The 21,122-nt window shown below is 64.2% G+C and carries 21 protein-coding genes; 12 read left to right on the forward strand and 9 right to left on the reverse strand.

The window, feature by feature from the left end:
• Positions 1 to 98 precede the first annotated feature (98 nt).
• Together ACPFL9_RS07475 and ACPFL9_RS07480 are read left to right on the forward strand one after the other, a co-directional pair.
• The gene (locus tag ACPFL9_RS07475) at positions 99 to 479 is read left to right on the forward strand and encodes a DUF485 domain-containing protein (protein WP_426006747.1); all 381 of its coding nucleotides are present in this window, start codon (positions 99 to 101) and stop codon (positions 477 to 479) included.
• Complete coding sequence (locus tag ACPFL9_RS07480) at positions 476 to 2,092, forward strand: solute symporter family protein (RefSeq protein WP_426006749.1); 1,617 nt, start codon at positions 476 to 478, stop codon at positions 2,090 to 2,092. Before ACPFL9_RS07475 ends, ACPFL9_RS07480 begins: the two co-directional genes overlap by 4 nt.
• 59 nt (positions 2,093 to 2,151) lie before the next feature.
• Here the strand turns inward: ACPFL9_RS07480 and ACPFL9_RS07485 are convergent, their stop codons facing one another.
• The 5 genes from ACPFL9_RS07485 to ACPFL9_RS07505 all read right to left on the reverse strand — a co-directional run bounded on the left by ACPFL9_RS07485 (position 2,152) and on the right by ACPFL9_RS07505 (position 5,761).
• Positions 2,152 to 3,171 (reverse strand): PHP domain-containing protein, encoded by a 1,020-nt coding sequence (locus ACPFL9_RS07485; protein WP_426006750.1) that lies wholly within the window; start codon positions 3,169 to 3,171, stop codon positions 2,152 to 2,154.
• Between the two features lie 77 nt (positions 3,172 to 3,248).
• Positions 3,249 to 3,845, reverse strand: coding sequence for a hypothetical protein (locus ACPFL9_RS07490; protein WP_426006751.1), 597 nt, complete (start codon positions 3,843 to 3,845; stop codon positions 3,249 to 3,251).
• Between the two features lie 58 nt (positions 3,846 to 3,903).
• Positions 3,904 to 4,311 carry a DUF4383 domain-containing protein gene (locus ACPFL9_RS07495; RefSeq protein WP_426006752.1) on the reverse strand — a complete coding sequence of 136 codons (408 nt, stop codon included), beginning with the start codon at positions 4,309 to 4,311 and terminating at the stop codon, positions 3,904 to 3,906.
• A 154-nt stretch (positions 4,312 to 4,465) separates the two neighbouring features.
• Positions 4,466 to 5,167 carry a hypothetical protein gene (locus ACPFL9_RS07500; RefSeq protein WP_426006753.1) on the reverse strand — a complete coding sequence of 234 codons (702 nt, stop codon included), beginning with the start codon at positions 5,165 to 5,167 and terminating at the stop codon, positions 4,466 to 4,468.
• Positions 5,168 to 5,290: 123 nt separating this feature from the next.
• The gene (locus ACPFL9_RS07505; protein WP_426006754.1) at positions 5,291 to 5,761 is read right to left on the reverse strand and encodes an Lrp/AsnC family transcriptional regulator; all 471 of its coding nucleotides are present in this window, start codon (positions 5,759 to 5,761) and stop codon (positions 5,291 to 5,293) included.
• 194 nt (positions 5,762 to 5,955) lie between these two features.
• Here ACPFL9_RS07505 and pdhA point away from each other — a divergent pair, with 194 nt between their 5' ends.
• From pdhA to ACPFL9_RS07520, 3 genes are read left to right on the forward strand one after another with little or no spacing between them, the layout of a single operon-like run.
• Positions 5,956 to 7,125 carry a pyruvate dehydrogenase (acetyl-transferring) E1 component subunit alpha gene (pdhA, locus tag ACPFL9_RS07510; protein WP_426006755.1) on the forward strand — a complete coding sequence of 390 codons (1,170 nt, stop codon included), beginning with the start codon at positions 5,956 to 5,958 and terminating at the stop codon, positions 7,123 to 7,125.
• Positions 7,125 to 8,135, forward strand: a complete 1,011-nt coding sequence (locus tag ACPFL9_RS07515; RefSeq protein ID WP_426006756.1) for an alpha-ketoacid dehydrogenase subunit beta — start codon at positions 7,125 to 7,127, stop codon at positions 8,133 to 8,135. The genes pdhA and ACPFL9_RS07515 overlap by 1 nt, the downstream gene beginning before the upstream one ends.
• Positions 8,132 to 9,547, forward strand: a complete 1,416-nt coding sequence (locus ACPFL9_RS07520) for a dihydrolipoamide acetyltransferase family protein (protein WP_426006757.1) — start codon at positions 8,132 to 8,134, stop codon at positions 9,545 to 9,547. Before ACPFL9_RS07515 ends, ACPFL9_RS07520 begins: the two co-directional genes overlap by 4 nt.
• A 47-nt stretch (positions 9,548 to 9,594) precedes the next feature.
• On the opposite strand, the gene ACPFL9_RS07525 is transcribed toward ACPFL9_RS07520, so the two are convergent.
• Together ACPFL9_RS07525 and ACPFL9_RS07530 are read right to left on the reverse strand one after the other, a co-directional pair.
• Positions 9,595 to 10,467: an NAD-dependent epimerase/dehydratase family protein gene (locus tag ACPFL9_RS07525; protein ID WP_426006758.1), complete on the reverse strand. Its 873-nt coding sequence runs from the start codon at positions 10,465 to 10,467 to the stop codon at positions 9,595 to 9,597.
• 87 nt (positions 10,468 to 10,554) lie between these two features.
• Positions 10,555 to 11,259 (reverse strand): TetR/AcrR family transcriptional regulator, encoded by a 705-nt coding sequence (locus tag ACPFL9_RS07530; RefSeq protein ID WP_426006760.1) that lies wholly within the window; start codon positions 11,257 to 11,259, stop codon positions 10,555 to 10,557.
• Positions 11,260 to 11,390: 131 nt separating this feature from the next.
• On the opposite strand from ACPFL9_RS07530, the gene ACPFL9_RS07535 reads away from it, so the two are divergent.
• Genes ACPFL9_RS07535 through ACPFL9_RS07565 form a run of 7 tightly spaced genes read left to right on the forward strand, consistent with a single transcriptional unit; the run spans position 11,391 to position 19,199 of the window.
• A complete protein-coding gene (locus tag ACPFL9_RS07535) occupies positions 11,391 to 13,001 on the forward strand; it encodes a carboxyl transferase domain-containing protein (protein ID WP_426006762.1) in 1,611 nt (536 codons plus the stop codon).
• Positions 13,002 to 13,003: 2 nt separating this feature from the next.
• Positions 13,004 to 15,118 carry a biotin carboxylase N-terminal domain-containing protein gene (locus ACPFL9_RS07540; RefSeq protein ID WP_426006764.1) on the forward strand — a complete coding sequence of 705 codons (2,115 nt, stop codon included), beginning with the start codon at positions 13,004 to 13,006 and terminating at the stop codon, positions 15,116 to 15,118.
• A complete protein-coding gene (locus tag ACPFL9_RS07545; protein ID WP_426006766.1) occupies positions 15,115 to 16,278 on the forward strand; it encodes an acyl-CoA dehydrogenase family protein in 1,164 nt (387 codons plus the stop codon). The genes ACPFL9_RS07540 and ACPFL9_RS07545 overlap by 4 nt, the downstream gene beginning before the upstream one ends.
• Before the next feature lie 20 nt (positions 16,279 to 16,298).
• A complete protein-coding gene (locus ACPFL9_RS07550) occupies positions 16,299 to 17,081 on the forward strand; it encodes a CoA transferase subunit A (protein WP_426006767.1) in 783 nt (260 codons plus the stop codon).
• A 2-nt stretch (positions 17,082 to 17,083) separates the two neighbouring features.
• Positions 17,084 to 17,836 carry a CoA transferase subunit B gene (locus tag ACPFL9_RS07555; protein ID WP_426006769.1) on the forward strand — a complete coding sequence of 251 codons (753 nt, stop codon included), beginning with the start codon at positions 17,084 to 17,086 and terminating at the stop codon, positions 17,834 to 17,836.
• On the forward strand, positions 17,833 to 18,333 hold the full coding sequence (locus ACPFL9_RS07560) for a MaoC family dehydratase (protein WP_426006771.1): 501 nt from the start codon (positions 17,833 to 17,835) through the stop codon (positions 18,331 to 18,333). Before ACPFL9_RS07555 ends, ACPFL9_RS07560 begins: the two co-directional genes overlap by 4 nt.
• A gap of 23 nt (positions 18,334 to 18,356) precedes the next feature.
• Positions 18,357 to 19,199 (forward strand): HpcH/HpaI aldolase/citrate lyase family protein, encoded by an 843-nt coding sequence (locus tag ACPFL9_RS07565; protein WP_426006773.1) that lies wholly within the window; start codon positions 18,357 to 18,359, stop codon positions 19,197 to 19,199.
• Positions 19,200 to 19,282: 83 nt separating this feature from the next.
• On the opposite strand, the gene ACPFL9_RS07570 is transcribed toward ACPFL9_RS07565, so the two are convergent.
• Entirely contained in the window at positions 19,283 to 20,374 is a 1,092-nt protein-coding gene (locus ACPFL9_RS07570; RefSeq protein ID WP_426006774.1) for a Gfo/Idh/MocA family protein, read from the reverse strand.
• A gap of 14 nt (positions 20,375 to 20,388) precedes the next feature.
• Positions 20,389 to 21,090, reverse strand: coding sequence for a ThuA domain-containing protein (locus ACPFL9_RS07575; RefSeq protein ID WP_426006776.1), 702 nt, complete (start codon positions 21,088 to 21,090; stop codon positions 20,389 to 20,391).
• Between the last annotated feature and the right edge of the window lie 32 nt (positions 21,091 to 21,122).

Consider the following 21,122-nt stretch of genomic DNA (forward strand, 5'->3'; position numbering starts at 1 on the left):
GGATGCTGGAACACTCCGCAGGGCACGTTCGATAGTGATTGCAGTCACATTGGCAAGGCGCGTGAGCCGATGTGGAGAGATCACAACCAGGAGGAACCATGGGTAATGAGGCCCAACCCCAGGACGCCACGGCGTCGGTGGACTTTCAGGAAGTCCAGCAAACGGAGCGGTTCAAGACACTGCGCAAGAGGCATCGGAGTTTCGTCTTCCCCATGGCAGCGGCATTCCTGCTGTGGTACTTCGCCTACGTCCTGTTGGCCGACTATGCGGTGGAGTTCATGTCCATCAAAGTGTGGGGCAACATCAACATCGGGCTGATTTTGGGCCTGCTGCAGTTCGTCAGCACGTTCGGCATCACGGCATGGTACGTGAGCTACTCCAACAGGAAGCTTGATCCGATCGCGGCCGAGATCCGGCACGAGATCGAGGGCCACGAATTCGACAAGGACGGCAACGCCATCAAGGGAGCCAGGAAATGAAGACACTCGTCCCTGCCGTGAACGTTGCGGCACTGCAGGACACCACCCTGCTCAACATGGGCATCTTCGCCCTGTTTGTCCTGGTCACGATGGTTATTGTGTTCAGGGCCAGCCGGAACAACAAGACGGCGGCGGACTACTACGCAGCAGGCCGTTCCTTCACAGGGTCCCAGAACGGCACCGCGATCGCCGGCGACTACCTTTCAGCAGCCTCATTCCTGGGCATCACGGGCGCGATCGCCATCAATGGATATGACGGCTTCCTCTACTCGATCGGCTTCCTGGTGGCCTGGCTGGTGGCCCTGCTCCTGGTAGCCGAGCTCCTGCGGAACACCGGCAAGTTCACCATGGCCGACGTTTTGTCCTTCCGCCTTCGCCAGCGTCCCGTCCGGATCGCGGCCGCACTGTCCACCCTGGCCGTGTGCTTCTTCTACCTTCTCGCCCAGATGGCCGGTGCCGGCAGCCTTATTTCACTCCTGCTGGGCATCAGCGACTGGGGCGGACAGGCCCTGGTGATCATCGTCGTCGGCGCCCTCATGATCATGTACGTCCTTATCGGCGGCATGAAAGGCACCACCTGGGTGCAGATCATCAAAGCCATCCTGCTGATCGCTGGCGCTGCGGTGATGACCGCGTGGGTCCTGGCCATCTACGGCTTCAACCTCTCGAGTCTCCTGGGGTCGGCGGCCGAGGCAGCAAACAACCCTGCAGTCCTGAACCCCGGACTCCAGTACGGAAAGACCGAGACTTCCAAGCTGGACTTCATGTCCCTGGGACTTGCGTTGGTCCTTGGAACGGCAGCCCTCCCACACGTACTGATGCGCTTCTACACCGTGCCTACCGCCAAGGAAGCCCGCAAATCCGTGGTGTGGTCCATCTGGCTCATCGGCTTGTTCTACCTGTTCACCCTGGTGCTTGGCTACGGCGCCGCGGCCCTGGTTGGTGCCGAAACCATCCGGACGGCCCCGGGCGGTGTGAACTCCGCAGCACCGCTGCTGGCCTTCCACCTCGGCGGACCGCTCCTGCTCGGCTTCATCTCCGCAGTAGCCTTTGCCACCATCCTCGCAGTGGTAGCCGGCTTGACCATCACCGCCGCTGCATCATTTGCCCACGACATCTACGCGAACGTCATCGCCAAGGACAAGGCCGACGCCACCACGGAAGTGAAGGTCGCCCGGCGCACGGTGGTAGTCATCGGCGTCCTGGCCATCCTGGGCGGCATTTTCGCCAACGGACAAAATGTGGCGTTCCTGGTGGCGCTCGCCTTCGCTGTAGCAGCCTCGGCCAACCTGCCCACGATCGTCTACTCGCTGTTCTGGCGGAAGTTCACCACGCAGGGAGCGGTCTGGAGCATGTACGGCGGCCTGGCCTCGGCGATCCTGCTGATCACGTTCTCGCCCGTGGTGTCCGGCGCCAAGACGTCCATGATCCAGGGCGCCAACTTCGCCTTCTTCCCGCTCAGCAACCCCGGCATCGTGTCCATCCCGTTGGCCTTCTTCCTTGGCTGGCTGGGCACCGTCCTGGACAAGCGGCGCGAGGACCAGGCCAAACAGGCCGAGATGGAAGTGCGCTCGCTGACAGGTGTGGGAGCCGAAAAGGCGGTGGACCACTAGCCTGCACCAGAGGGGCTCCTCCTGCCGCACGGCAGGAGGAGCCCCTCTGCATGGACCGGCTACTTCTTCAAGCTGAGCCATTCCCGCAGTTGCGCCAGCGGCCACGTGGTGACAATCCTCTCCCGGGGAACGCCCGCTGCCTCAGCGCGTTCGGCCCCGTATTGGAGGAAGTCGAGCTGTCCCGGGGCGTGCGCATCACTGTCGATGCTGAAGAGGCAGCCCGCATCAAGGGCCATGGCGATCAGATGATCGGGCGGATCCTGCCGCTCGGGCCGTGAGTTGATTTCGACGGCGACGCCCCACTCGGCACATTCCTTAAACACCTTGGCGGCGTCGAACTCGGATTCAGGCCGGGTCCCGCGGGAGCCCTGCACGAGGCGGCCGGTGCAGTGGCCGAGGACGTTGGTGTGGGGATCCCGGATGCCGCCCAGCATCCGCCCGGTCATGGTCTTCCGGTCCGAGCGGAGCTTCGAATGGACGCTGGCCACCACGACGTCGAGCTGGTCCAGCATTTCCGGTGTCTGGTCCAGCGTGCCGTCTTCCAGGATGTCCACTTCTATGCCTTTGAGCAGACGGAAACCCTCATGCTGCTGGTTGATCTCTTCCACCACGGCAAGCTGGGATTCGAGCCGTTCGACGCTCAGGCCATTGGCGATCGTCAGGTTGGGGGAGTGGTCGGTGAGGGCCAGGTACTCGCGGCCCAAGGTCTTGGCCGCGGCCACCATGGTTTCGATCGGCGATCCGCCGTCAGACCAGTTGCTGTGGCTGTGGAGGTCGCCGCGGAGCTTTTCCCGGAGGCCATGTCCACCCGATGCCAACGGCTCGGCTCCGCGCTGGCGAAGATCGGCAAGGTAATCGGGGACCCGGTCTTCCATAGCCTGGGTGATGACCTCTGCGCTGCGGTTGCCGACTCCCTTGACGCTCGTGATCCGTCCCGAAGCCACCAGCGAAGCCAGCTGTCCGGGCGAAAGCTGCCGCACGGCGTCGGCCGCTTTTCGAAAAGCCTGGACTTTGAACGTGGGGGCCAGACTGCGTTCGAGCCAAAAGGAAATCTCATCGAGCGCCTCTACGGGATCCATGGCTCCATGATCCACGAACGCGGCGCGCCATCAAACAGTGGGCAATGCCGACGGCGCGCCGGTCCTGGCCGGACCACCTAGTGGTGGTGGCTGGGGATTTGTATCTGGTTGCCCGGTTGCGGTGCCTGGCCGTGTTCCCCGTGGGGAACGGCGTACTGGCCCGCCATCGACGCGGCCAGGCCCGGGGTGGCAACCGAGGCAACAACGACGGCGGCTCCGAAAGCGGCCGCCAAAAGCCGCCCGGTCCTCGGCTGGCCGTGGGCGCCGCCGTCGTTGGTCTTTTTCTGCCGGTCCAGCCAGCCGGCTCCGGCGAGTGCCATAAGAACCAGGCAGAGCGCGGTGAGGTGGCTGATTCCTGTCGAACTGCCCGCTTCCGGCCCGACGGCCAGCACCAGAAGGTGTCCTGCCGCGGCCACTGCCAGGGCGGGCTTGACCACCCTGGGAAGAACGAGGGAGTTTCGATGGAGCGCCATCAAGGCCCAGGCCATCAGGCCCAGGCCGGCAGCCAAGGTGGCTACGCCTGCTGCCGGCCTGGCTGCGCCACCTGGGAACGTGCCGCTGCCGGCCAGGTAGCCGGCAGCGAGCGACAGCTCCACCATCCCTGCAGCCATGGCAGCGAAACAGGCGAACAACAGCGCCGATGCCTTCAATGTTGGATGGTGTGGTTCCGTCATCTGCCTGTCCTCCCGCGTGGTGGTCCCCGAGTCGACTGTCACCAGACCTGCGTCCTGCCTAGGCGCGGGCAGAAGCGACGACGGCCTTGTCCTGGGACAGGGCAACACCCAGGAGAACCACGGCGCTGGCGAGGTGCAGGACGTTGTCCGCTCCGTTGAGGGCGATGATGTTCAGCGGGCTTCCCACCAGGAAGAGGCCCAGGACGCCAACCAGCAGGTAGACACCGCCAACCGTGGTGTTGACTCCCTTGGCCAGCGTGACACTGTTCAGTCCGGCGTACAGGAGCGCTGCGCCGATGGCCAGGTGGATGATGTTGTGCAGCGGGTTGACCGCGAAGATGATCAGGGTTGCCCCCTCGGTGGCGAAGAACCCGGTTCCCGACGTAACGAAGAATCCGAGCACGCCTACCAGGAGGTACACGGCTCCGAAGATGGTGGCGATCAAGCGATTGGGCGAAGTGCGCATGGTCCGAACCTTTCGGTGCTGGCCGGGGTCTGACCGGCCTTTGAACAAAGCCCCGGGCGGGGCTCTCAGCCAGTGGTTCGGATCATGCGTTGCCGTGGATGGGTCAGTTTACTCATTATTTTCCGGCACTAGCCGGTCGTGTGGTGCGACGACGCTACGGGCGCAGGCGGATGCTGCTCATCTTGAGGTCGTCGGTGCCTTCGAAGACGTACCTCAAATCGATCGTCTTGCCCGTGCACTGCAGGGTTCCGGCAATGTCTGCCTTGTTGCTGCCGTTCTCGGAGTTCACGCTGACCGAGTTGTAATTGGGTTTGCAGGAGTCATCAAGTTCAAGGCTGGCAATGCCGTCGATGAAGGACTGCTTGTCCAACTCGTCCTTCAAGGCCTGGTGGAGGTAGGTATCGTAGGCTTCTTCGGTCTGGCCGGAGACCACGAGCGTGGTGAACTCATCGGCCAGGGAGCGGGCCTTGGATGTCGAGTTGCCTACCACGTTGACCAGCAGGAGCACGCCCACGACCGCCAGCACAATAACGCCGGCCACGATCCCCAGCACGATCCAGAGCACTTTCCGGCTCTTTCCGGACGGGGGTTGCTGCGCATAATGCGGCTGCCCGTACTGCCCGGGCTGGTACTGGCCAGCTTGCCCGTACTGGCCGGGCTGGTATTGGCCCTGGGCGTAGGGCGCGGCGTTCGGCTCGCCGTAGGCAGGGCCTTGCCCGGGAGCAGCGGACGACGGCGGCTGTTGCCACTGCGGGGCCCCTGCGTTGTGCGGCGGGTACCCAGGCGCCGGTGGAACGGGTGGCGGGTTCTGGCCGGGCTGCCCCTGGTGCGCGTTGGGTTCCTGCGGGTTGCTCACTGTGTGCCCCTTTCGGCGGCCTGCGGCAGCGCCACCCTAGCCGGGGTCCTCTGGCCGGCCCCCGATGCGTCCCTTGAATCAAATCGCATGGAGAGTCACGGAGGCAACACGACCCACCGCTCTTCAGGCCTCTGAGTGCCGGCCCAGCAAGGGCTGGACCCGGTAGGGAATCATTTCCCGCATGGCCAGGGCAGTATCCGTCCGGTCCACGCCGTCACAGGCCAGGATCTTTCCGTTGATCCGGAAGAGATCCTCGGCGTCCAGCGCGACGACGCGGAGGAGCAGGTCGGCAGATCCCGTCAGTCCGAAGCCCTCCAGGATCTCGGGGATGTCGGCCAGTTCCCGGGCCAGCGAGGCAAGCTTCTGCTGTTGCACATGCACTGTAATGAACGCTGTCAACGGGTAGCCGAGGGCAACAGGGTTGATCCGCCGTTCAAAGGACAGGAAGGCGTGCTTCTTTTCCAGTTGCGCCATGCGGGCCTGAACGGTGTTCCGGGACAGGCCCAGCTTCTGCGCGAGGGCCACCACAGTACCCCGGGGGTCCTTGGCCATGGCGGAGAGCAGCCGGGTATCAGTGCCATCCAAGGGTTGCATAATGCGCAAGATTAGCACGGCCTAGCCGTCCGTGACATGGCACGATGCTCAATTCCAGCCCTGACAGTTGTACCGCCTGCATCTTGTGAGTAGGGTCACAAATAACCCCGGCGAAGGAGCCGGGGCGTCGGTCTGCGGCTGCACCACAAGTGCAGCGAAGCCGACACAAACGAGCCGGAAGGGTGCGATCACCTGTGTTGACGGATAAGGCGGGCAAGGGAGCGCAAAGCGCCGCCCGGGGCCCTGGGCAAAGTGCACACAGTCCACTCAGGACTGGAGGCGATCTGCTCCAGCTGGTTTCACCGGAAGGGGAACGGATCAGCCACCCCGAATTCGATCTCTGGGTCAAAGACATCGGCGATGAGCACCTTGCCTCCCTGTTCGAGGACATGGTGGTTATCCGTCGCATTGACACGGAGGCCACCGCTCTGCAGCGGCAAGGAGAACTGGCTTTGTGGCCGCCGCTCCTGGGCCAGGAAGCCGCACAGATCGGCTCCAGCCGCTCCCTGCGGGACGACGACTTCGTGTTCCCCAGCTACCGGGAGAGCGGGGTTGCCTACATCCGGGGTGCCCGGGTCGAGGAAATTGTCAAAGTATGGCGCGGCAACGCGTCCTACAGTTGGGACCCCCAGCGCATCAACATGGCCACGCCCCAGATCATCATCGGATCCCAGAGCCTCCACGCCACGGGCTACGGCATGGGCATCCAGTTGGACGGTGCAAACACCGCTGTCCTGGCGTACTTTGGCGACGGCGCCACCAGCGAAGGTGACGTGAACGAGGCCATGGTCTTCGCCGCCAGCTTCCAGGCACCCGTGGTCTTCTTTTGCCAGAACAACCATTGGGCCATCTCGGAACCCGTGCGGGTGCAGTCCCAGGTCCAGCTGGCCGACCGGCCCAACGGGTTCGGCATCCCCAGCATGCGCGTTGACGGCAACGACGTCCTGGCCGTCATGGCCGCGACCCGCCTGGCGCTTGACCGGGCACGCAACGGCGGCGGCCCGACCTTCATAGAAGCCGTCACGTACAGGATGGGGCCGCACACCACGGCAGACGATCCCACCCGGTACCGGGATGCGAACGAACTCGAAGACTGGGCTGCGAAGGATCCGATTCTCAGGATCCGCAAGCTCCTGGAAGCCAAGGGGTTGCTGACCGAAGACCTGGAAGCAAAGGTCAAGGCTTCCGCCGATGCCGTGGCAGCCCAGTTGCGGTCAGGCTGCATCAACATGCCGGACCCGGAGCCCCTGGACGTCTTCAACCACGTGTACAGCACGCCCAATTCCTGGATCGAACGCCAAAAGGACCACTACGCGCGTTACCTGAACAGCTTCAATGAAACCGCCGAGGAAGGTGCACGCTGATGTCCAAGCTCACGTTTGCCCGGGCCATCAATGCAGGCCTCCGCAAGTCGCTGGAGAACGATCCCAAAGTGGTCCTGATCGGTGAGGACATCGGCGCTTTGGGCGGTGTCTTCCGCATCACCGACGGTCTGCAGAAGGATTTCGGCAAGCACCGGGTCATTGATTCCCCGCTGGCAGAATCGGGAATTGTCGGAACTGCCGTGGGTCTTGCCTATCGCGGCTACCGGCCGGTCTGCGAGATCCAGTTCGACGGGTTCGTGTATCCCGCTTTCGACCAGATCGTCAGCCAGGTCGCCAAGATGCACTACAGGACCCAGGGGCGGGTAAAGATGCCCATAACCATCCGCATCCCGTTCGGCGGCGGCATCGGCTCACCCGAACACCACTCCGAGTCCCCGGAGGCGTACTTCACGCACACCTCGGGGCTCCGCGTTGTGGCGGTCTCCAATCCCCAGGATGCCTACACCATGATCCAGCAGGCCATCGCCAGTGACGACCCGGTGCTGTATTTCGAACCCAAGCGCCGCTACCACGACAAGGGAGATGTGGACGAGTCCCTGGAGTTGTCCGCTGCCCTGCCGATGGACAAGGCGGCGGTGGTGAACCAGGGGACCGATGTCACGCTGGTGGCATACGGTCCGTTGGTCAAGACCGCCCGGGACGCGGCCCAGGCGGCGGCCGACGAAGGTGTGTCGGTGGAGGTCATCGACCTCCGCTCGCTGGCCCCCGTGGACTACCCCGCGGTGGAGGCATCAGTCCGCAAGACGGGCCGTTTGGTGATCACCCATGAAGCCGGCCAGTCCGGCGGGTTGGGCGCTGAAATCGCCGCCAGCATCACCGAGCGCTGCTTCAACTATCTGGAAGCTGCACCCGTCAGGATCACGGGCTTCGACGTGCCCTACCCGTACTCCAAGCTGGAAATGCACCATCTTCCTGACCTGGACAGGATCCTGGATGGTGTGGACCGCACCCTTGGCCGCCCCAACTCGCTGAGTGGACTGGAAGGATGACCGCCGCCATGATCAAGGAATTCAGGCTGCCGGACCTTGGTGAAGGCCTGACCGAGTCGGAGATCCTGAGTTGGAAGGTGGCGGTGGGGGATACCGTGACCCTGAACCAGGTGATCGCCGAGGTGGAAACGGCCAAGGCAGTGGTGGAACTGCCGTCTCCTTTTGCGGGCAAGGTCGCGGCGTTGCACGAACAGCCGGGGACAGTGGTGGAAGTCGGCAAGCCCATCGTCTCTTTTGAAGTGGACGACGCCGGGTCCTCCAACGGCGGCAGCCCTGCCGGCGGAGCAGCACCAGCAGCGGTCAGCGGGGCGGCAGACACCGGCGACCAATCCGCCGTCGTGGACCAGGAAGCTGAAGCAGCCCCGGCCCCGGTAACCCGGCCCGTGGGTGCCCCCGCGCAGCGCGAGCCGAACCTGGTGGGCTATGGCGCAGTGATCGAACAGGGCGGGCGGCCGACCCGCCGGGCGCGCGTCCTGGGAAAGGCCGGGGCAACGCTTCCCGGCCCCGAAGCGCAGGAGGCCGGGGTGGCCGGAACGCCGGCCGAACGGCCGCGCTCCACCCCGCCGGTACGCAAACTTGCCCGGGACCTGGGCATCGACCTTGCCTCGGTACCCGGCACCGGGCCCGGAGGCCTCATCACGAGGGAAGACGTCAGGAGTTTCACCGCCGACGCGCCGGAAACCGCTGGTGCAGGGCCGGCTCTGTCAGAAGGACGGGAAACCCGCATCCCCATCAAGGGGGTTCGGAAATTCACCGCGGCCGCCATGGTGGAGAGTGCCTTCACGGCACCACACGTCACGGAGTTCCTCACGATCGACGTCACCGCCGGCATGGACTTGCTGGCCCGGCTCAAGGGAAGCAAGACCTTCGAGGGCTTAAAGCTCACGCCGCTGACCCTTGCCGCGAAGGCTGTCCTGATCGCGCTGCGGAACAACCCCACCCTGAACTCCCGCTGGGACGGGGAACGGCAGGAGATCGTTCAATTCAACTACGTCAACCTCGGCATTGCGGCGGCCACGCCGCGGGGACTGACGGTGCCGAACATCAAGGACGCCGAACAGTTGCCGCTGCGGGAACTGGCCTCGGCCATTGCTGAACTGACCGACACTGCCCGCGCCGGAAAGACAACGCCGGCGGAGCTTTCCGGTGGCACCATCTCCATCACCAACATCGGTGTTTTTGGCATCGATGCCGGGACACCGATCCTGAACCCGGGCGAGGCCGCGATCCTGGCCCTCGGTTCGGTCAGGAAAGCCCCCTGGGTGGTGGATGACGAACTGGCGGTCCGGCAGGTCATGTCCCTGAGCCTGTCCTTTGACCACCGCCTGGTGGATGGCGAGCAAGGGTCCCGCTTCCTCGCCGATGTGGGCGCCATTCTCTCCGATCCCGGCATGGTCATGACCATGGTCTGAGCGGTTGGGCCTGGGCTGCCCACCGCGGTGGCAGCCCAGGCCCGGCTTTAGTCCTCGGTGGGGGTCGTCCTGTTGCTGTGCACTGTCCGCCACGTATGTTCCGGCTCGAAACCCAGGAGCCTTCGGGCCTTGTCGATGGACAGCATGGTTTCGTGCCGGCCCAGTTCCTTCGAAACCTCGACGCCGGGAAACACTTCCGCCGCCAGCCCGGCGCTGCTTCGGGTCATGACGGTGTCGGCGGCCGCGATGATGAAGGCCTCGAACCCTGGCAGGCCGTGCTGGAGGGCCAAGGCAACGGCCTGGGCGCCGTCCCTGGCATCGATGTAGCCCCACAGGTTCCACTTGCGGAGGGCCGGGTCGGCGTCGAAAGAGGGGAACGCATCGTAGTCCTCGGGATCCATGACGTTGGAGAACCGCAACGCCGTGATACTGAGGTCCGGGTCCCAGCGGGTGAGCTGGACAGCCATCTGCTCTTCAAGGTGCTTGACCAGGGAATATGTGCTTTCCGGCCGGGCGGCATACTCCTCATCGACCGGAATGTACGGCGGATCGATGTCGAAAGGAAGCCCGAGCACCGTCTCGCTGGAGGCGTATACCACCTTCTTGATCCCGGCCCGGCGGGCCGCCTGGAACACGTTGTAGGTGGAGAGCATGTTGTTGTGGAAGATCGCGGCGTCCGGCGCAAGGCCCGGTGCGGGTATTGCCGCCAAGTGGACCACCGCGTCGAGGCCGCTGTGCCGGTCGTCCAGGCCGAGGATCACATCTGCTGCCTGCCCATAGTCGCGAAGGTCTACGGTGACAAAGCCCGCGCCCCGCCGGCCGTCCCGGTCCAAGTTGAAAACGTGATGGCCATCCTGCGTCAACCGCCGGACCACGCTCCTGCCCAGTTTCCCGCTTCCGCCCGTCACGGCAATCTTCATGATGCGCTCCTTGATGTGGCTCTGACCCATGGCTTTTCCGTTGCAAAACTGCAGTGTGATCCAGCCTATGGGCGCCGGTACCGGGTTTCAGCCCTTGAACCTGGCCCTGTGAGTCCCAGGCATGTCAGTCCCCCCGGGGTGCTTGGCCAGCAACGCTGCCACGGCCATGTGTTCCAGGATCGGGCGGGCGGAGCTTGCAGCGATTCTGCGGCCGTGCTGCCGGACGGAATGCGGAGTGGAATTGATCAGGCCAAAAGCTGCGTGGGCGCGGACGCGGAGGTCGGCAGCCTCCGTCCCGGCATGGATGTGGCCCAGGACCTCCACCCACACTTCCACATAGGCGCGCTGAAGGGACCTGACCTCCGCCTGGTCCTGGTCGCTGAGGCTCCCAAAGTCGCGGTCCTGGACGCGAATGACCTCAGGATTCCTCAGCGCGAAGTCCACGTGGAAGGAAACGAGGTCCCGCAGTGCCTTTGACGAATCTCCCGCCTCAGCTGCGACGGTCCGCCCGCCGCTAAGCAAATCGCGGCTGACGCTCAACAGGAGCTCGCCCAACACTGCCCGCTTGCCGGAAAAATGCCGGTACACGGCAGGGCCGCTGACTCCTGCGGCAGCGCCAAGGTCCTCCAGGGAGACCTGGCTGTAGCCGTATTCGGCAAAAAGACCGGCCGCCGCGGACAACAGCGCGGCACGCCGTTCCTCCTTGGCCTGGCTGCGCTGGGTCGTGGCACTGCGACCGCCCTGGATATCGGCGCGGGTTCCGTTCACATCTGTGGGGGGAGCTCCGGTCATTCTTCCTCCTTGGCACACCCGCACTGTGCTGGACATCACAGTTAATCCAGACTAACCTAAATTTCAGTTATGGGGCACTAACCGAAATGGTTTGGCGGGTATCGGCAGGGCCGGGAATGGATCAGTGGTCGATGGAGACAATCGCCAGCGTGGCAGGAGCCAACACCGGTTCCTTTGAGGCCACCATGGAAAAGCAGCTTGCGCTCGTCCAGGAATTGAAGGAGCGGCTCGGCAAGGCGGCGCTGGGCGGTCCGGAAAAATCGAGGGAGCGGCACATCGCCCGCGGCAAGCTTCTACCCCGTGAACGCATCGATTACCTGCTGGACGAGGGCAGCCCTTTCCTGGAGATCGCACCCCTGGCAGCCTACGGAATGTACAACGATGACTCGCCCGGCGCTGGGGTAATTGCCGGCATCGGGCTCGTCCACGGCCGTCACGTCCTGGTCATATCGAACGATGCCACGGTCAAGGGCGGGACCTACTATCCCATGACCGTCAAAAAGCACCTCCGGGCCCAGGAAATCGCCTTGGAGAACAATCTTCCGTGCATCTACCTTGTGGACTCCGGTGGAGCGTTCCTGCCGAAGCAGGACGAGGTGTTTCCGGACAAGGAGCACTTCGGCCGCATCTTCTACAACCAGGCCAGGATGTCTGCGGCGAAGATCCCCCAGATTGCCTCCGTCATGGGCTCCTGCACGGCGGGCGGTGCATACGTCCCTGCCATGAGTGATGAGACCGTGATCGTCCGCAACCAGGGCACCATCTTCCTGGGTGGACCGCCCCTGGTGAAAGCCGCCATTGGCGAGATTGTCACGGCAGAGGAGCTGGGTGGCGGCGATGTCCACGCGAAGATCTCCGGCGTGGCGGACCACCTTGCGGAGAACGACCAGCATGCGCTGGAGATCGTCCGCGACATTGTGGCGACGTTACCCAAGCCGGCCCCGCCGGCCTGGGACGTGCTCGACGTCGTCCTGCCGCCCGTCGTCGATCCCGCGGGCATGTACGGTGTGGTTCCCACGGACGTCAATGCCCAGTACGACGTCCGGGAGGTCATCGCACGGATCGTTGACGGATCGCAGTTCCACGAGTTCAAGAAGGATTACGGCACCACACTGGTCACCGGCTTCGCGCACCTGCATGGACACCCGGTGGGCATCGTGGCCAACAACGGCGTGCTCTTCAGCGAATCCTCCCTCAAAGGGGCCCACTTCATCGAGCTCTGCGACCAGCGCGGCATCCCGCTGGTCTTCCTGCAGAACCTGTCCGGCTTCATGGTCGGCAAGGACTATGAACAGGGCGGCATCGCCAAGAACGGCGCCAAGATGGTCACTGCCGTGGCGACCGCGCGGGTCCCCAAACTCACGGTGGTCATTGGCGGCAGTTTTGGTGCGGGGAACTACTCCATGTGCGGCCGCGCCTACTCGCCGCGGTTCCTGTGGATGTGGCCGGCGGCCCGCATCTCGGTCATGGGCGGCAACCAGGCATCGAGTGTCCTGGCAACTGTGAAACGGGACCAGCTGGCCGCGGCAGGGGAGGACTGGTCCGCCGAAGACGAGGAAGCCTTCAAAGCACCGATCCGGCAGCAATACGAGGACCAGGGGAGCCCCTACTACTCAACAGCACGGTTGTGGGACGACGGAATCATCGATCCCGCGGACACCCGCCGCGTCCTGGGCATGGCCCTCGATGTCGTTTCCCGCCGGCAACTGCCCGCGACCTCCTTCGGCCTCTTCAGGATGTGACCATGACCGTGCCGGCAACCACAACAATCCCTTTGCAGCAATCCACCAGGCGGCCTTTCGCGACTGTCCTCGTGGCCAACCGCGGTGAGATAGCCTGCAGGGTCATCGCTACGCTGAAAGACCTCGGCATCCGTTCCGTCGCCGTCTATTCAGACGCGGACAAGCACGCCAAGCACGTGGCGCTCGCGGACACCGCAGTAGCGATCGGCGGAACAGCGCCCGGCGACAGCTACCTCAAAATCGAGGCGATCATCGACGCCTGCCGCCGGACAGGTGCCGAGGCCGTCCATCCCGGATATGGTTTCCTGTCCGAAAACGCTGACTTCGCCAGGGCCCTGGACAAGGCAGGGATCACGTTCATCGGTCCGGGTATTGAAGCGCTGGACATCATGGGCGACAAGATCCGCTCCAAGAACCACGTGATGGGCTACGGCGTGCCCTGTACCCCCGGAATCGCGAAGCCCGGCCTGACTGACGAGGACCTGATCGAAGCAGCCCCGGGCGTCGGATTCCCGCTCCTCATCAAGCCCTCAGCAGGAGGCGGGGGCAAGGGCATGCACGTCGTGGAGAACCCGGAAGACCTCCCCGCCACGGTGAAAACGGCCCGTCGCGTTGCCGCCGCCGCTTTCGGCGATGACACGCTCTTCCTGGAACGGCTGGTGCGCTCACCCCGGCACATCGAGGTCCAGATCCTGGCCGACAACCATGGAAACGTCATCCATCTCGGCGAGCGTGAGTGCTCACTCCAGCGCCGCCACCAAAAAGTCATCGAGGAAGCACCATCAGCGCTCTTCGCCTCGCTTCCTGACGGAGAAGCACGGCGGGCCGAAATTGGGCAGGCGGCCTGCAACGCCGCACGATCGGTGAACTACAGTGGCGCCGGAACTGTGGAATTCCTGGTCTCCGATGAACACCCCGACGAGTTCTTCTTCATGGAGATGAACACCCGCCTGCAAGTGGAACACCCTGTCACCGAAATGGTGACAGGCGTCGACCTCGTGGAATGGCAGGTGCGCATCGCGGCCGGTGAGGTGCTCACGCTGGCGCAGTCCGACGTCGTGCTTAATGGCCACGCGGTGGAGGCGCGCGTTTACGCGGAGGTGCCCGAACGGAATTTCATGCCCTCCATGGGACGGGTTGTCGCCCTCGACGAAGCAGGCGGCGGCGGCGACAACGTCCGGATCGATTCAGCGCTTCTGCCAGGCCTGCAGGTTACCGGGGACTACGACCCCATGCTCGCCAAGGTCATCGCCTGGGGCCCGGACCGGCGAACGGCCCTGGACACACTGGATGCCGCCCTGGCGGACTACACCCTGCTCGGGCTCGATACCAACGTGGAGTACCTGCGCCTGCTGGTCAACGACCCCGACGTCCGGGCCGGTCATCTGGACACGGGGCTGATCGAGCGCAAGCTGCAGGGCATGGCGTTCAGGCACGTCGGAGCTAACGAACTGACGGCGGCGGCGGTATTCCTGTGGTTGCAGCGGCAAGGTTTCAGGCATGCCGGAGACGCGTGGGCTGCGCCCGACTCTTGGCGCGTAGGGGCGCCGGCTGCATGGACAACGACGTTTGGCCTTCCCGACGGCAGCATGGCGACCGTCGCGGTGACTGACCAGCAGGACGGTTTGAGGGTAGTCGTCGACGGCGGACCGGACGTCAGGCAGGAGGCCGCACCCGTTGCGGTGACCTCCGTGGACGGAGGGCGGCTGGTCCTGGAGATCGACGGCGTTCCCGCCACCTTTGCCGTGGGCCAGGAAACCGGCGTCCTGCACCTGGGCAACGACGGGTGGTCCTGCCGCCTCGGGATCCTGGATCGCGCCGAACGCCTCAAGCGGATACTGGCCGGGATCGCACGCCAGGAAGGCGCAGCCGATCCCGAAGTGCGCTCGCCGATGCCGGGAACGGTGGTCTCCGTCTCCGTGGCGGACGGGGACCCCGTGGAAGAGGGCCAGGTACTGCTGGCCGTCGAAGCCATGAAGATGGAACACCAGTTGGCGGCGACCGTTGCGGGAACCGTTCGCCTGACCATCAAAACCGGCGACCTCGTCAAAGCCGACCAGGTCCTGGCCACCATTCACGTTGCAGACGCCACCACAGACAAGGAAGTCCAGCCATGAGCACGTTCGACCTTTCGGATGAATACCAGGACCTTAGCGACTCCGTCCGCGAATTCGCGGACGACGTGGTGGCTCCCGTATCAGCCAAGCACGACGAAGAGCACAGCTTTCCGTACGAGGTAGTGAAGCAGATGGGGGAGATGGGCCTCTTTGGCTTGCCCTTCCCCGAGGAGTACGGAGGCATGGGCGGGGACTACTTCGCCCTCGCCCTGGCCCTGGAACAACTGGGCCAGGTGGACCAGTCCGTGGCCATCACCCTCGAAGCCGGTGTATCGCTGGGGGCCATGCCTGTCTACCGCTTCGGCACGGACGAGCAGAAACAACAGTGGCTTCCGCAGTTGGCGTCAGGCCAGGCGCTCGCAGGCTTCGGACTGACCGAGAGGGAAGCAGGCTCGGACGCCGGTGGTACCAAGACCCACGCCCATGTGGAAGATGGCGAATGGGTCATCAACGGCAACAAGGAGTTCATCACCAACTCCGGCACGGACATCACCAGGCTGGTAACGGTCACGGCGGTCACCGGAAAGGAGGAACGCCCGGACGGGACCGTTAAGAAGGAGATCTCCACCATCCTGGTTCCCACGGACACCGCCGGTTTCAAGGCGGAGAAGCCGTACAACAAGGTGGGCTGGAACGCCTCCGACACCCACCCGCTGACACTGGACAACGTCCGCGTCCCGGAAGCCAACCTGCTGGGTGAGCGCGGCCGCGGCTACGCCAACTTCCTCTCCATTTTGGACGAGGGCCGCATCGCCATTGCCGCGCTTGCTACCGGGGCAGCCCAGGGCTGCGTGGACCTCTCGGTGAAGTATGCCAAGGAACGCAGCGCGTTCGGGCAGAACATCGCCAAGTACCAGGCCATCCAGTTCAAGATCGCGCGCATGCAGACCCGGGCCCACACCGCACGCCTTGCTTACTACGACGCTGCCGCCCGGATGCTGGCGGGCAAGCCGTTCAAGACCGAAGCGGCCATCGCTAAGATGGTCGCAGGCGAGGCAGCCATGGACAACGCGCGGGATGCCACCCAGGTATTTGGCGGCTATGGCTTCATCAACGAATTCACCGTGGCCCGGCATTACCGGGACTCCAAGATCCTTGAGGTCGGGGAGGGCACCACGGAGGTCCAGCTGATGCTCATCGCCCGCGAGTTGGGTCTGTAACCGCAGGGGAAGGATCACCGATGATTGACAAGGTTGTTGCCAGCGCCGCGGAAGCGGTGAAGGACATCCCGGACGGTGCCTCGCTCGCCGTGGGTGGGTTCGGCTTATGCGGCATACCGGTCTCCCTGATAAATGCCCTTCACAGCCAAGGCACCACGGACCTGGAAACCGTGAGCAACAACTGCGGCGTGGACGACTGGGGCCTCGGGATTCTCCTCAAGGATGGCCGCATCCGCCGCACCATCAGCTCCTACGTGGGCGAGAACAAGGAATTCGCCCGTCAGTACCTCGCCGGGGAACTTGAAGTGGTCCTCACCCCGCAAGGAACGCTTGCAGAAAAGCTGCGCGCCGGTGGCGCCGGAATTCCCGCCTTCTATACCAAAGCCGGTGTGGGGACCCAGGTCTCCGAGGGCGGACTTCCGCAAAAGTACGACGCCGACGGGAACGTTGCGCTGGCCTCTGCGCCGAAGGAGGTACGCACGTTCAATGAGGCGGACTATGTGCTTGAGGAGGCGCTCACTCCCGACTTTGGCCTGGTCCACGCCTGGAAGGGGGACCGGCATGGGAACCTCGTTTTCCATGCGGCGGCCATGAATTTCAACCCGTTGTGCGCCGCTGCAGCCAGAACCACCATCGCCGAAGTCGAGGAGCTGGTGGAACCGGGTGAGCTTGACCCGGAGCACATCCATACGCCGGGCATCTTCGTCCACCGGGTGGTGCTGGCGCCGTCCGCGGAGAAACGGATCGAGAAACGGACGGTGTCACTCCCGGGTGCGGGGGCGCAACAGGCGGGAGGAGCCTAGCCATGGAATCGAACACCTATCATGACGTGCCGCCCCGTCCGGAAGCCGTGCGGCACGAATACCGGCGTGCCGACGTCGAACATCACGAAGCCAAGGGCTGGACCCGCAACGAACTGGCCGCCCGCGTAGCCAGGGAACTGGTCAACGGCCAGTATGTGAACCTCGGTATCGGAATGCCCACGCTCATCCCCAATTACATCCCGGACGGTGTGGAGGTGATCCTGCACTCGGAGAACGGGATCCTGGGTGTCGGCCCATATCCGGCCGAGGACAAGGTGGATCCTGACCTCATTAACGCCGGGAAGGAGACTGTCACCACCAACGCCGGTGCTGCTTTTTTCGACTCCGCGACATCTTTCGGAATGATCCGCGGCGGCCATGTGGATGTCGCTGTCTTGGGCGCCATGGAAGTAGCGGCCAATGGAGACCTGGCCAACTGGATGGTCCCGGGCAAGATGGTCAAGGGTATGGGCGGGGCCATGGATCTGGTGTTCGGTGCCAAGAAGGTGATCGTCATGATGGAGCACGTGGACCGCAACGGACGGCCCAAGATTGTCAGGGAGTGTTCACTGCCCTTGACCGGGAAGGGATGCGTGGACCGCATCATTACGGACCTCGCGGTGATCGACGTCGTCAAGGACCAGGGCGAACCGCGGTTGGTGCTCCGTGAGTTGGCGCCGAACGTGACCCTGGAGGATGTCTTGGCTGCCACGGGTGCTGAGTTGTTCGAAGAAGACCAGGAACTGACTGTATGAGCCGGGTTGTGGAGCAACGGGGGCTGTATTACGACGAACTGGAAGAAGGCGTGGTGTACGCCCACAAGCCGGGCAGGACGGTGACTGAGACTGACAACGTCCTGTTCACCACCCTCACCATGAATTCGCAGGCCTTGCACTTGGACGCTGCCTGGAGCGCGGGGCAGCCTTTTGGCCAGCGGCTCATGAACTCGATGTTCACTCTCTCCACCATGGTGGGCCAGTCAGTGACCCAGCTGACCCAGGGCACCATCGTGGCCCAGTTGGGGCTCACGGATGTCACGTTCCCGCATCCGCTCTTTCACGGCGATACGCTGTACACGGAAACGGTGATCACCGGCAAGCGGCTCTCGTCCTCGCGTCCCGGGCAGGGGCTGGTGACCATGCAGCACACGGGACGCAACCAGAACGGCGAGGTGGTGGCACTGGCCACCAGGACCTGCCTGATGTGGACCAAGGAAGCGCACAACGCCCAATCGTCCGATACCGCACAGTAGAACGCGCAGCAGCAAGGAAGTCCATGCCCTCTCCCGACGTCTTTCCCTTCACCATGGGCCCTGCCCTCCTGTTTTGCCCGGCAGACCGTCCCGAGCGCTTCGGCAAGGCCGCTGACCGTGCCGACGCCGTCATCCTGGATCTCGAAGACGCCGTGGCCCCGGCTGGGAAGGAGCGGGCACGCCGGGCGATCGTTGAGCAACTGGCGGACGACGGCGCCCACCTGGATCCGGACACCACCATTGTCCGCGTGAACCCGGTGGGCACGGAGGAGTTTCGGCTGGACCTTGAGTGCCTGGCGGAAACTCCCTACCGGACCGTCATGCTGGCCAAGGCGGAGGATGCTGCGCAGCTGAAGGCCCTGGATGGCTATCGCGTGATCGCTCTCTGCGAAACGGCCGTCGGCGTCGTCAACGCGGTGTCCATCGCCGCCGAGCCGAACGTCGTGGCGTTGATGTGGGGAGCGGAGGACTTGCTCGCGTCCTTGGGTGGCCTTTCCAGCAGGAACGACGACGGCGGCTACCGTGCCGTGGCGCTCCACTCGAGGTCCGCTGTGCTGCTTGCCGCGAAGGCCGCAGGCAAGGAAGCCATTGACGCCGTGTACGTAAACATCCCGGATCTTGAGGGGCTCGGTGCAGAGTCCCGGGACGCCGTGGCCAGTGGTTTCGGTGCGAAGGCCTGCATCCATCCTTCGCAGGTGGCTGCCGTACGGGAGGCCTATGCTCCTGCCCCGGAAGCCGTTGCCGCCGCCAGGGAGTTGTTGGAGGCTGCGACGTCCGCCGGCACCGGAGTCTTCCAGTTCAAGGGGAAAATGATCGACGGCCCCATTCTAAAGCACGCCCAGTCAGTCCTCCGCCGCGCCCGATAACCACCCGCGAGATGGCATTTGATGCCAATGCTTTGAGCAAACATTGTCATCAAATGCCATCTCGGCGGGGTTTTTTTGGGGTGCTAGGCGCGCACGGGCGCCGCAAGTTCCGTGAGAGGAACCGCGGCAGGGCGCGGGGCGGTGCTCATGATGGCCACGGCATGTCCGGTCTTGGCGCTTTCCAGAACGGATTCCATGACCTCCAAGGCGTGGAAGGCAAGTTCCCCACCGGCCCTCGGCTCCTGTCCTGGGGGTGTGGCGGCAAGGTCGGCAATTCCGAATCCACGGCCCGAATCCACGTAGCCGGCTGAGACGGGCAGTGTCTCCCAATCGGCTGCTCCCAGGGCAAACAGCTGCACGTCCCCGTCGAAGTGGTTGGGATCCGGCACCACCAGTGAGCCCTTCTCACCATGGATTTCGATGTTGGGGCTCTTGGTCTGGACCGCATCGAAGCTCATGAACAGCGTGGACAGCGCACCCGAGGCATGCACCAGCACGCCGGTGACGTGGGAGTCGATGTCCACCGGAACTTTTTGGCCCTCGCGGGGGCCGGAACCGATGGTCCGCTCATTCCGGGTGTGGCTCGCTGCGCCCACCACCGAAACCACCGGCCCCAGCAGGGTCACGAGGGCTGATACGTAGTAGGGTCCCATATCCAGCAGTGGTCCGCCTCCGGGCTGGTAATAAAAGTCCGGGTTCGGATGCCAGCGTTCATGCCCGGGAGTGGCCATGGTGGCGGTGGCCGAGATCGGTGCTCCGATCAAGCCGTCGTCGATCGCCTTGCGGGCGGTCTGGATACCCGTCCCCAGCACGGTGTCCGGTGCGCAGCCCACGGTCACACCCGCAGCCTTCGCGGCTGCAAGCACATGCCGTGCCTCGTCGGTGGTGGCAGCCAGTGGCTTCTCTCCGTACACCGCCTTGCCTTCGCCGATGGCTCTGAGCGCGATTTCGGCGTGCGCCGCCGGGATGGTGAGGTTGAGGACGAGATCGACGTCGCCGGCCGCCAGCAACTCGTCCACGGTCACAGCACGGACGCCTTCATAGGAGTCCGCGACCGCCTGCGCACGCGCGTGGTCGAGGTCGGCAACAGCCACCAGGTTGACCGACTCCAGGCGGCGGAAGTTGGTGAGGTACTGCTCCACGATCTTGCCGCAGCCGATGATTCCGACATTCATGCGCCGGGTTGTGTTCAGCGGGTTGCCCACAGCATGCCCCTTTCAATGATGGTGCGGACATTGGAGTCCTCCAGGACTTCCACACGATGGCCGGGCGTGCAGACGAAGATCCTGCCTTTGCCCCACTGCCGGGTCCAGATGGCAGGCGACGTGACTTCCCGGTTCCAGGGGTCCCATTCGCGCACCTTCTGCGTGGTGGTTGCCAGGACGTCGATGTAGTCGTCGGCGAGGACCCAGTACTGTTCGGTGACCAGGTCGAAGTCGTCCAGGCCTGCGGTGATGGGGTGGTCCGCGGCGGCGGGAAGCATGTTCACGGTGTAGGGGACGTAGTTGTCCGACTGCTCACCGATCAGTTCATCCGGGTGTTTGCCCGGGTGGCAAGCGAACTGGCCGCCGATCAGGTGAAGGTAATCGGAGTTGTTGCGGTACGAATCGGCGATGCCGCCGTGCCAGCCGGCCAACCCGGTGCCGTTCTCCACGGCTGTCCGCAGCCCTGCGAATTCGTCCTTCTCGATGGTGGACATCGTCATGCACTGCACGATCAGGTCAACCGTGGCCATGTAGTCGGGATCGGCGTAGATCTTGGGGGACTCTTCGACCCGTACCTCGAACCCCTGGGCTTTGAGGTACGGGATGAAGAGTTCGGTGGCTTCCACCGGCTGGTGTCCGTCCCAGCCGCCGCGCACCACCAGTGCGCTCTTGTTGTTGGTTGTCATGGTTTCCTTCGTTTCGGGGCGTATCCGTCAAG

It is taken from the genome of Paenarthrobacter sp. NyZ202, from assembly GCF_049860755.1.
Taxonomy (GTDB): Bacteria; Actinomycetota; Actinomycetes; order Actinomycetales; family Micrococcaceae; genus Arthrobacter.